An 11,620-nucleotide genomic window follows, 5' to 3' on the forward strand; every position below is an offset into this window, starting at 1 on the left:
TTTCGATCAGTTAAAAAGCAAAAAAACAAATTACCTGGGATGACTTTGATTGCAACATGAAAAAATATTCAGAGGTGTTCTTGGCCAAACTACGTAGAGCTTGCTGTGATATAAATCACAGCAAGCTCTATTCTTAATCACTATTCGAATGCTTTAAAGCCTTATAAACTTGAGGCATGCCTAAATTAGGCATAAAGAAAAACACCAAACTAACCATTAGCGCCAAAAATGATGGCAAAGATTAATCCTAAATGGGCGGCCTCAATAACACTCATTACGAGCATGACACTTGCTGGCATAGCAACAATTAGCGGCATTCCAAAAGCAAGTGCTGATGTCAGCCAGCAAGACATCCAATCACTAAATCCTCGGCGACAAAAGTATTCAACTTGCCCTAATGATGCTAATTGCTACAAACTTACTACACGCGTTATTAGTGGATCTGTAAGAAATCCAAGCGAGGTCAGTGGAGACGAGAACTACATCCTGCCAATTTGGTCCATTATTGATGGCATGGGAATCGATGTTCACCCATTAGCCACTGACTCAGATGACTTCTTTAGAGTGAATATATCCAAGCAAACGATAGGAAATATGGGCAGTATATTCAGTCAAAGAAAAACACGTAGATGGGTAGATCTAAAAAGAGAGAGGCCTTCTGCATATAAGCTTCATGCGAATAAAGACTATGTAGTGCCACTATCTCGAGATCGATGGACCACAGAAGGTATTATTTTTTCAGTTAATATGATGGAGCATGACAATAGCCGTAGAGGTGATATTGACAGAGTGTATTTAAGTACAGCAAGAAATGTACAAGCTGGGCTTCTTCGAAATGCTCAAAATGTACGCGTGAGCATGAGGTCTCCTACTTATTATGGGGATGCTGGAAAAGCAGCGGTCAAATTCACTAAAGAAGCTATTCCTATGGCGGCAAAGGGCTATGCTGCTTATCAAACAGGAGGAGCAACAGCAGCAGCAGGCTCGGTTGATATAAGTTCAGTGGCAACACTGTTCAAGAATCTCTGGAATGGAATCAAGCGTCTTGACAAGGATGATGTTGGACAGCAAAAAACGATTTACATACCATTTAAATCTCTTACCCCTGGTGTTGAGAAGGTAAAGGAAGTATGCGGTACAACAGACCCAACTGCATTTGATACTGGACGATTTTGCATCAAAATTGGTGTAAAGTTAAACCTACATTCAAGGAAGAGAGCAGCCTCCGCATTCGAACAGAATTCAAATGAAGCTCCTCAAAGATCTTGGGAAGGTAGCTCCAGCAATTCAGGCAATCGCCGTGAGGACTGCCTGGCATTTAACAATCGCAACCTTCGACTGCAGAACCGAGGAGGCCGGGGAGGCTGGACCATTACCGAAGGACATCAGCTTCTCTTTGCATTCGGAGAGAAAAAGACTGAGGCACAAGAGACCCTTAATCTGATTCGCCGCTACCGCTTCAATCAATCCTGCTTTGTAGGCAGACCTGGGCCTTCTATGACCTATCTCAAGGTCAACAACAAAGTACCTCGCTTCGCTTCCATCCCAAGCAGCAAGAGGCCCAATGACTGCATCTCTTACAACACTCGCAATCTGCGCATTCAGAAGATTGGTTCCCGTTGGGTTCTCACTGATGGCAGGGCAACTCCACTCTCATCCCCCTCAAAAGCTGAGATGGTGCAGGCCAAAGCAATCATCCAATCCCATGGCATGACCAAACAGTGTTTTATAGGTAGGCCAAACGCCTCCTTGAAGTTCTGGCTGAAGTAAGACCACAAACATCAATGGTTCAGGCACAGTCCCCCTCCCTCAGAGGGGACTGTGCCTAAGCACATGCCCTTGCAGAAACAGCCATGCCGGTTGCTATTTGAGCAAACATATTCAAGTCAAAGCTAATCCCTCAGAAGCACAAACCACTCCTTTGGGCTGTTCAAAGTACTAATCATTTCGAGGACACTTTATTGAAACAAGCCCCCTCACCAAGGGGGCTTGTTTGTGCCCTAGCTTCTTCAACACAACCCAAAGCCATTGCCAGCACTGGCCTGTGATCAACCTCACAGATCCAAGCTAAAAGGCTCAACTCCTCAGCCTCTATCACGAGTGAACTTGTATTCATCACCAGCAAGAGAACACAGACAACTCCTCACAGATTTTCAGCCATGAAAAGCTTCTTCTCCACTCTTGTACTTGGCTCCTCGGCCTTAATCGGCATAAACGTTCCAGAGGCTGAGACTATGACCATTGCCTTCGACTGCTTTGATCGAAACACTCAGCAGCTCATAGCAAGCAATGCTGTTGACATGACCTACATCAGCGGCCTCCCCATCCCTGGCAGCAACATTGCCAGCAATCCAGACTCCCTCTCCCTTAATGAGTCCAATGCTCAAGACATTATCGAAATCAGTGACGCGACGGATATCGATGATGAAAGCATCTCCTCAGAAGATCAAGAACTCGTAGAAGAAAACTACCAAGATGATGACGATGTAGACGACTACGAAGAAGATGGCTACCTAGAGGACGACCTCGCCACTGAATCCGAGCCCAGCACCAGCGCCCAACTAGATGATGCCCTTGGCAATCACCTCAGCAAACTTATTGGACAAAGCATGGCTGATATCTTGCGTTAAATAGCACCAATTGCCATCAATCTAAAATGTCATCCAGTACAACAAATTTATTCTATGCAAACCCTAATTAATTCCTTTCTTGATCTAAATCACACATCAGAGCGGCCTCTATCACAATCGATCTTATCAAGACTGCCACACAATTATCACATCGGCAAATGTGTCGGTCTTACTAACCTCAAACTTTTGAATCATGGCATTCTCCAGAATCAAAAAAACCTCACTGCTTGGCATGGGGCTTTGTCTCGGAATTAGCACTAGTTCTGATCTTCTTAACGCACCATCTGCTCAAGCCATCACTCCCGCACAACGGGCACAGGCAATTCAACTCATCCAACGCGCTGGCTGCAATCTTGGTCTGCAGGGAACTACTGCCAGAATCACCTGCTCTACCCAAAGTGTTGCAAACCTAATTGCATCTGAACTCAGGGCAAGCAACCTCAAGCTCTACAACAGCAAAGGGAAAAGCTACGCAAGGTACAAGATTGGCAGCAACAGCCCTTTAACAACTGTGCGAATCCCCAATATTTATGAAAATCCAACTGGCCCCCCAAACCTAAAAGCCATGCCGGACAACCTCAATAGTCGCAGCATGACACTTAGAGGAACACCGACCGGGTTCAGACTCGTCACAGCCTTTGAGAGCTCGGGAACCGAGTTCCAAGTTGAAGACAAATACTTCGGCAGTTGGTGCGACAACTGCTTCCCCGACCTCCACTGGGATAACGGCAGGGTTACAGCAAATCTGCAACTGACGCGCAACATGACCTTGTCAAATATCTCCAATATTGAAGTCAGCGGTCGTTGGTCTATTCGCACAGGCCTAAATGTTCTGCCCGACAACTTCATGAACAGCAAAGTTCGAGAAAGACTCAACAGTGTCTTTCAACAATACTTACCATCGATGAATCGAATGATTCAACAAAGGCTCAAAAGTCTTTCAGGCCAAATTCCTGGCGCCCAGAGCCAGAGAACCACTTACAACTTCAGCAATGGCAACATCATCGTCAATGTACCCCTCAGCTCTAACAGCAACGGCACGTCTTCGAGACCGAGCGCTCAATCACAACGGCTAAGGCTTAATAAGGCTTACCGCATCAAAGACGACGAAAGCTGGGGTAGCAATGAATACAAAAACTACGCCACATCCAAAACCATGAACGTTGAGCGCGGTGCAACAGCTACTGCTTTCAAGCCATCAGGCCAAAGCAATAGCCCTCGCCATTGTGCTGGTGGTGAGGTCCGCGTTGAGGACTGGGACCGTGTCGAAGTCGCTCGCAACGGTATCGCCAAAATCTGGGTGTCCATGGAGCTCTATGAGGGCATATCTTGTAGCAGCAATGATAAGGACGGCCGCAAAATCGGCGTGCGTCGTAATGGCAGCCCTGTCGGAGTTCCCTTCCTGGTCGTGAGACCTGGTGAAAGCAAATCCAAGACTCTCCGCGTCAACAACACTGATGAGGGAGGTGACTACGGACGGATCATCTATAGCTTCTCCAACAACACTCTCCGCTGATACCACGACTCAACTTGCATAAAGCCCCCGCCCCAAGGGGGCTTTTTTGTGCCCCCGCTTCTTCAACAGAACCCCAAAGCCTTTGCCATTACTGGCCTGTGATCAACCTCACAGGTCCAAGCAACAACCATCAACTCCTCAGTCTCCAGCACAAGCGAACTTGAGTTCATGCCCAAGCCAATCCAGCTCCTCACAGATTGCCCAACATGAACCACTCCTGCTCCTTCTTCTCCGTTCTTGCACTGGGATCCTCCGCTGTAATGGGCCTAAACGTTTCAAAAACTGAGGCCATGACCATTGCCTTCGACTGCTTTGATCGCAACACTCAGCAGCTCGTAGCACGCAGTGCTGTTGACATGACCAACATCACCATCAGCTGCCTCCCCGCCCCTGGTGGCAACATTGCCAGCAATCTCGGCTCAGATTCCAATGCTCAAGACATCATCGAAATCAATGACGAGCAACTCATCGATGAAGACGACATCTCCTCAGAAGATGAGTTCCTCATAGACGAAAACTACCAAGATGATGACGATGTAGATGATAACTACGACGACGAAGATGGCTATACAGAAGATGACCTCACCACTGAATCCGAGCCCAGCACCGGCGACCAACTAGGAGAAGCCCTTGGCAATCACCTTGGCAGACTTATTGGGCAAGGCATTACGGATATCTTTGACTAAAACATCGACAAGCATCTAAACAGCCAGCTCAGCACACTATTTAAGACCTGCTGCTTTAATTATTCATCGGCAACTCAACAGATTCAAGCTCTAGCCAAACCAGCCATGAACGCGGTCTGAACTTAGAAATTAATGAAGCCAACTACCCTTGCAATCCAGACAGACTATATTAAGTCTATTGGAACTCAAGACCGACAAAAGCGCATTTATCTCCAGGCTTTCACGTCATACATGATCTTATGAAACGCATCTCTATTGCACTTAGTCTCAGCACTACCAGCCTCCTGCTCACCAATCCTTTGGAAGCAGAAGGTATGACCTTCAAATGCTTCAATCGCACCACAGGGGAGCAAATCGCCGAGAGTGCCATTGACATCACCACTTTGGCCATCAGCTGTATTTCAGCCGATGGCAACCCTGTGAGGCCATCCACACCAGAGACATCAACGCCCAAGCTCACGACCGATGGCGATAACTTCAACCAACCGCAACGCCCTGTCAAAAGAACAAACTCCTCCTCTCGTCCTGATCCATTAGCAGCCAAGCGCGCCATCAACCTCGCCCGAGGCACAGCAATCCAATTGAATGGTGGTCTTAGTCAGTACAGGCCGGGTAACTGCATGTTTACCAGTACAGTCGAAAACCAATGCATCATCCAAGCTGACGATTCAGGGTTTGAGTTCAGAATTCCTGGCGGAGCACCTGGATGGGAGCAAAACAGTGAAAAGCCAACAGTCCTGACCATCGTGCGGATTGCTCCTGATGGTCGTTCTGTTCTGGAAGCAATCCAGAAGTAGACAACCTCATCAACCCTTCAACTTCTTGCTGAGGATCTGATTGGCGAGCTTGGGATCGGCTTTGCCGCCAGTCTTCTTCATGAGCTGCCCAACAAAGAAACCCTGCAGCTTGGTCTTACCGCCGCGGAAGGCCTCTACTTCCTGAGGATGAGCCGCCAACAGTTCCTCCACAATCGTTGTGATAGCCGCCGGATCACTGATCATCCCCAGACCGCGCTGATCAACAATCGCCTTCGCTGAGCCGCCCTTCTCCAGCAACTCAGGCAAGATTTCCTTGGCGATCTTGCCGCTGATCTTGCCGCCATCGATCAGTTGCACCATCTCTGCCAACTGCTCCGGTCGCAATGGCAACGTAGAATAAGAAAGACGATTGGCATTCACGTAAGCAGCAATATCGCCCTGGATCCAATTCGCCACTCCCTTGGCCTCGGCACCTGCCGCCACGGCCGCCTCGAAGTATTCCGCCATCACATGCTCATCAGTGAGCACCCTGGCGTCATACACCGACAAACCAAACTCTTCGGCATAGCGATGACGCTTCGCCGACGGCAACTCTGGCAACTCAGTACGCCAACCCTCACGTACAGATGCAATCACCTCAATCGGACCTAGATCAGGATCCGGGAAATAGCGGTAATCGCTGCTGCCTTCCTTCGAGCGCATGCTCTTGGTGAGTTGCTTGCCCTCATCCCAAAGGCGAGTTTCCTGCACCACTGCTTCACCGGCCTCATAGGCCTTGATCTGGCGCTGAATCTCGTACTCACAAGCTTTCTGGATGGCCGAAAACGAATTCATGTTTTTGATCTCAACCTTGGTGCCAAAGGGAGCGTCGGCCCCTTGGCGCACGGAGATATTGACGTCACAACGCAAAGAGCCTTCCTGCATGTTTCCATCAGAGACCCCTAAATAACGCATGATCCTGCGAATCTCCGAGGCATATTCCGCCGCCTCACGACCAGTGCGCAGATCAGGTTTACTGACAATCTCAGCTAACGCCACGCCGGCCCGGTTGTAGTCCACCAGGGAATGGGTGGAGCCAGCGAGTCGATCGCTGCCAGCATGAACGAGCTTGCCGGCGTCCTCCTCCATATGGAGACGCTCGATGCCAATACGCTTGAGGTAAGTGTCCTTCCCCTTCTCCGCAACTTCCACCTCAATCCAGCCTTCTTCTGCAATCGGCTCATCAAATTGAGAGATCTGATAGTTCTTCGGTAGATCGGGATAAAAATACTGTTTGCGATCAAACTTGCTGTGCTCGGCAATATTGAGGTTGAGTGCCATTGCCGCCTTGACCGCGTATTCCAACACCATCTGATTAAGCACCGGTAACGTGCCGGGAAGACCACACACAACAGGGTCGATGTGGGTGTTGGGGTCATCGCCAAAGGTCGTGGAAGCGCATGTGAAGATCTTGCTATTGGTGCCTAGCTGCACGTGTGTCTCCAGACCGATCACGGCTTCCCATGCGCCGTTATCCGAGCTGGTGGCCACTGTCATTACCGATCTCCAATGACTGGGTACATGTCCTTGATCTTATGGAAAGGTTCCCTCACATGGCCGAAGTTGGGTCAACAGGCTGAAACACTGAACTGATCTGGACTGTTCATTCAGTTGACCATGGCAGCAATGCGTACTGAATCAGTTCTGATCCTGGGAGGCGGCTTAATGGGCCTAGCTGTGGCACATAAATTGGCTCGCCGCGGCCGCTCTGTAGAAGTACTAAGCCGCCGCCGCAATGAGGCTGCCGGTTTCGTGGCAGCGGGCATGCTCGCTCCCCACGCAGAAGGACTCTGCAAAGAGCAGCTGCAACTAGGACAACTGAGCCTGGAGAGCATTCCCTCCTGGGTAGAGCAAATCGAAGCCGACAGCGGCCTCTGTTGCGGTTTACGACCCTGCGGGATCGTAGTGCCCTTCGCCACGGCAACGCAGCGAGATCTCTATCCCACCGCCTACTTAGGTGAGACCCTCAATCGTTCGGGCCTGGAGCGAGAAGTAGCAGGCATTGGACCTAACTGGCAGGCCGGCTTGCTCTTCAGCCAAGACGGACAAATCGACAACCGAAGGCAATTAATGCGGGCCCTGGAAACGGCCTGCGTGAACCTTGGAGTTCGCTTCCAGGAAGGGGTGAACGTGCAAGAACTCCTGCAAGATGGCAATACCTTTAAGGGAGTGCGAGTACGCAACGCTGAAGGAGAGCTACACACACTTACTAGTAAAGAAGCTGTGCTCTGCTGCGGTGCCTGGAGCGTCCAACTGCTCCCAGAGCTATCTATTTACCCTGTAAAAGGCCAAATGCTTTCGCTACAAGGGCCACGCAATGCCTTAACGCGAATTGTGTTTGGCCCAGGTACTTACTTAGTGCCACGAGAAGATGGCCTACTGGTGGTGGGAGCCACCAGCGAACCAGATGCCGGCTTTACAGAAGGCCTCACCCCTTGTGGCCAACGACAACTGCAAGCAGGCATTGCTTCACTGCTACCGCAGGCAAACCAATGGCCACCGATGGAGCGCTGGTGGGGCTTCCGACCTTGCACACCAGACGAGGGTCCCCTACTTGGTCGCTCTTCCGTGGATGGACTCTGGCTAGCGACCGGACATCATCGCAACGGCGTTCTGCTAGCAGCAATCACAGCCGAGATGTTGGAGAACTGCCTAAGTAATGAACCGCTCAGCACTAAACAACAGCAACTTCTTCACGCCTTTCGCTGGGACCGGTTTTAGGCGTAACACTGCGACCTAAAGAGCGATCAGCATCACTCAACTGAGCGCCTGGAGATCGCAAACAAATTCACACCCGCTGGCTCAAAGCGCAAATGGGTCTGATCAGGAACGAAACCAGCCTTCTTGGCAAGCGATTCCATAGCGGCCTCATCTCGATGGATCAGGCGCCAGTCGAGCAAATGATCCATCAGCCCGCGGGTGGGGTTGCTGGTATGGAAATTGCCAAGAATCGACCGACCGCCTGGGGCCAGGGCATCATGGATCCAACGCTGCAAACGGGTGACAATCCGATCGTCGAAGTAATCAATAAGACCGATCGAATAGATCAGATGTTGAGGAGGTAAATCCAAAGTCTGGCGACCTAAACAAAGATGCAGCAAATTACGGCCCTCCAATCTGATTGGCCGCGAGAGGTATTGATCCACCCCTGGCTGCGCCAAGCGAGACTGCACATGGTCAAGAGCCTCCTGATCAACATCAACCAGGGTTAACTCCAGCTGCATGGCCAGTTTGGGCTCTGTCAAAAGATCAAAGACTTCCGCAGCAGGACCACAAGCCAAGCTGGTGACCCGCAAAGGCCGCTCCTCATTAAGCCGCAGTGCTGTCTCCAACTCCTCTTTCAGCAGACCACGGCGGTTTCTAACTGCCTGCGCAGCCGGTTCATCTAGAAAGCAGCGATCCAGAAACCGCCCTAGCTCCCCAGCACCACCAGGCTGGTCGGCATACATCCAGTCGATCGTAAGAAAATCTCCGGCATACCCGCGAGGTTTGCGATACATCCGCTCCGCGGAGCGAGTGAGCAGCAAATAAGGGAGCAGCTCCGTTCTCAAAAGCTGCAGAGAACAGCACTCCGTCGCAGGCTCCGCACCTGAGCGCGCCGGGAAAGCCTCATGGACCGTCTGAACTACAGCACTAAACGCGGCTGCTAGATCCTGCTGAACCTTAGTGTCAGGGCTAGTGCGACGTAAGTTCACCTCAAAAGCAGCTGCTGCATGCTTGAAACGGTCAATCACCTGGCTGATAGTCGGATCCAACCGTTGAGCCTTGCCATAGGGCATAACCTCAAGCAAACCCTGCTGATGAGTCTGGCCAATCAGGCGCTGAGCATTAATCGAAGCAAGGGCGCGATAGATCCGGGACGCCAGCACTGGAAACTCCTCCGCCACGCGCTCCAAAGCATCACGCGACAATTCGAGACATTCCACCGGCTCAAGTGCCACCACCTGAGCCCTGGTTGTATCGCCCAATAAAAAAGACACATCCCCCAGCCAGCTGCCGGGACCCACTCGAGGTTCTTGCTCTTCTGGAAGACCTTGCCAACGCACCTGACACACCCCGGAAGACAGCAACAACAAACTCGTCAGCGGAGCACCTTCAGCAACAATCTCCTCCCCAGCCAAGAAACGGCGAGGCCGAAGCTCATCGAACACTTGGTCCATGCCATCGTCGATGGCTTGCAGCAACATCAGCGACTCAGAGTTCATGCCGCTACGGATATCGCACTAACCAACACCCTATTAATGATGAATGAACCTGGCAGCCAAAAAGCTGTCATCGCCTTGATCAAGACAGAGCTGATGCCATCTAGCTTGACCCCTATAGCCAAGCCGAATCCATCTAAAGCCCTGCGATGAAAACCTTTATGGATCACATAATCACAAATCAAGATTATAATATCTCTATAGCGCTATAGCCCAACACCCTCAAAGTGCCAGTTCACCACCAGCGCTCAACCATTCCAGAAGAAAGCCGACTAGTAGCCGACGGAATCGTAACTACCGAAAGATATTGACCATTACGTAGGTAGTCGTAGCGACAAAACCCCATTCCAGTAGCTGAGCAAGATCTAAGACTTGGCAGATTTAGACCAGAAAGCTGTATATCGAAATTCTGGGGCACCTGCTCAGAATAAGGTCGCCAACCCTGGGCAATCAATGCCGAGTTTGCCTCAACAATCGGCTGGCCCATAGCCAATGGCAAATATCTTTCCTTAGCGATGGCGCCATGGCCAACAAGGGAAAATCCCAATATAATCGTAATAGAATTAATTAATTGTATGCGCATCATCAAAACCACCACTTGTTGAACGTGTGAAGGAGAACTACGTGCCCTCTATTTGCACAAGATCTCTCAAGCTACGACTTGCAGCAGTGACTCAACTCAAACCAAACTGTGGTCTCCCTCACAGCTTTAAGCAAAGTTGCTGAATGCCACCATCAGGCCAAACAAGGCCCAATCAAATCCAAAATAAAGTCGCGATTTAAAGTGTCTTGCCTTTTAACATCTTTGAAAAGGCAGATTCCAAGCTGCTGGCCTGGATTCGTGATGTCTCTGTCGTAAGGGAAATCACAACCTCCTGTCGTCTGATCGAAGAAGGCAGCACTCCGGACGGCTTGTTTGTAGTGGAGTCAGGAGCAATCACGGTTTGCACCAAGCAAGCTGATGGCGGAAGCTTGTCACTCGCCAGCCTAAAAGCAGGCAACCTGGTGGGAGAGATGAGCTGGCTGGAAGAACGTCCAGCAGTGGCAAGCATTGATGCTGGTCCAGGAAGTCGTCTGCTCCAAATCCCTAGAGAGGCTCTGGAGTCAATCAATCAATCCGAGGCTTTCATTTGCCATCTCCTCTATCGCCTCATCGCTGAAAAACTGGCCCTCCAAGTGCAAGGCCAAAATGCATGGGTTCATCGTTTTGCCGCGACTGACCAGGAACCCCTCCGCAAAGTTCTGGTGCTCTTCGCAGAACTCGAAGAGAAGGATGTGGCCTGGATCGCCAGGTCCGGTAAATTTAAACGTCTTATCGCTGGAGACGTTCTCCTTCAAGAAGGAGATAATGTGCCTGGCCTCTATCTGCTGCTCGCTGGAGAGGCAAGGATAAGTATCACTGAAAACGGAAGCTGGCAATCGGTAGGCAGCTCTCGACGCGGTGAACTACTCGGTGAGCTCACAATGCTCAACCCTCAAGCAGCCGGAGCTGCTGCCAATGTGGACACACTCACAGGCCTAGAGCTACTGATGCTCGACAAAGAGGAACTCAGCATGACCCTCAACGCCGATCCGAGGCTGGCCAAGCGTTTCTACAAAGGTATCGCACGCATGCTCTCCCAACGCAGCCGTGATCAACTCCTCAGCCGTGGATTTGCTCAAGCAAGCCGCATAGCCGAGGAACTCATCGACAACGAACAGCTTGGTCTTGATCAACTCTCGGCCATCAGTTCAGCCGGGTTGCGTTTTGACTGGCTGTGCAGACAATTTCAGGACAAGGAGGGCTGAT

At 50.6% G+C, this 11,620-nt stretch carries 10 protein-coding genes; 7 read left to right on the forward strand and 3 right to left on the reverse strand.

Features of this window, described 5'->3' with window-relative positions; all coding sequences use genetic code 11:
* Positions 1-228 precede the first annotated feature (228 nt).
* The 5 genes from SIB41_RS10710 to SIB41_RS10730 all read left to right on the forward strand — a co-directional run bounded on the left by SIB41_RS10710 (position 229) and on the right by SIB41_RS10730 (position 5,629).
* Positions 229-1,770 carry a hypothetical protein gene (locus SIB41_RS10710; RefSeq protein ID WP_413358849.1) on the forward strand — a complete coding sequence of 514 codons (1,542 nt, stop codon included), beginning with the start codon at positions 229-231 and terminating at the stop codon, positions 1,768-1,770.
* Between the two features lie 389 nt (positions 1,771-2,159).
* Positions 2,160-2,630 carry a hypothetical protein gene (locus SIB41_RS10715; RefSeq protein ID WP_413358852.1) on the forward strand — a complete coding sequence of 157 codons (471 nt, stop codon included), beginning with the start codon at positions 2,160-2,162 and terminating at the stop codon, positions 2,628-2,630.
* A gap of 193 nt (positions 2,631-2,823) precedes the next feature.
* Entirely contained in the window at positions 2,824-4,146 is a 1,323-nt protein-coding gene (locus SIB41_RS10720) for a hypothetical protein (protein ID WP_413358855.1), read from the forward strand.
* 206 nt (positions 4,147-4,352) lie between these two features.
* Positions 4,353-4,832, forward strand: coding sequence for a hypothetical protein (locus SIB41_RS10725; RefSeq protein ID WP_413358857.1), 480 nt, complete (start codon positions 4,353-4,355; stop codon positions 4,830-4,832).
* A gap of 239 nt (positions 4,833-5,071) precedes the next feature.
* Positions 5,072-5,629, forward strand: coding sequence for a hypothetical protein (locus SIB41_RS10730; RefSeq protein WP_413358859.1), 558 nt, complete (start codon positions 5,072-5,074; stop codon positions 5,627-5,629).
* A 9-nt stretch (positions 5,630-5,638) separates the two neighbouring features.
* Here SIB41_RS10730 and gatB read toward each other — a convergent pair whose 3' ends face one another.
* Complete coding sequence (gene gatB, locus SIB41_RS10735) at positions 5,639-7,126, reverse strand: Asp-tRNA(Asn)/Glu-tRNA(Gln) amidotransferase subunit GatB (protein WP_413358861.1); 1,488 nt, start codon at positions 7,124-7,126, stop codon at positions 5,639-5,641.
* A 120-nt stretch (positions 7,127-7,246) separates the two neighbouring features.
* On the opposite strand from gatB, the gene SIB41_RS10740 reads away from it, so the two are divergent.
* Positions 7,247-8,350, forward strand: coding sequence for an FAD-dependent oxidoreductase (locus tag SIB41_RS10740; RefSeq protein WP_413358863.1), 1,104 nt, complete (start codon positions 7,247-7,249; stop codon positions 8,348-8,350).
* A gap of 32 nt (positions 8,351-8,382) precedes the next feature.
* On the opposite strand, the gene SIB41_RS10745 is transcribed toward SIB41_RS10740, so the two are convergent.
* Together SIB41_RS10745 and SIB41_RS10750 are read right to left on the reverse strand one after the other, a co-directional pair.
* Positions 8,383-9,834, reverse strand: coding sequence for a cyclic nucleotide-binding domain-containing protein (locus tag SIB41_RS10745; protein WP_413358865.1), 1,452 nt, complete (start codon positions 9,832-9,834; stop codon positions 8,383-8,385).
* A 232-nt stretch (positions 9,835-10,066) separates the two neighbouring features.
* Positions 10,067-10,417, reverse strand: coding sequence for a hypothetical protein (locus SIB41_RS10750; RefSeq protein WP_413358868.1), 351 nt, complete (start codon positions 10,415-10,417; stop codon positions 10,067-10,069).
* A 203-nt stretch (positions 10,418-10,620) separates the two neighbouring features.
* Between SIB41_RS10750 and SIB41_RS10755 the strand changes: the two genes are divergently transcribed.
* Positions 10,621-11,619 carry a cyclic nucleotide-binding domain-containing protein gene (locus SIB41_RS10755; RefSeq protein ID WP_413358870.1) on the forward strand — a complete coding sequence of 333 codons (999 nt, stop codon included), beginning with the start codon at positions 10,621-10,623 and terminating at the stop codon, positions 11,617-11,619.
* Position 11,620: the final 1 nt, after the last annotated feature.

The sequence above is a fragment of the Prochlorococcus sp. MIT 1201 genome, from assembly GCF_047303415.1.
GTDB lineage: Bacteria > Cyanobacteriota > Cyanobacteriia > PCC-6307 > Cyanobiaceae > Prochlorococcus > Prochlorococcus marinus_D.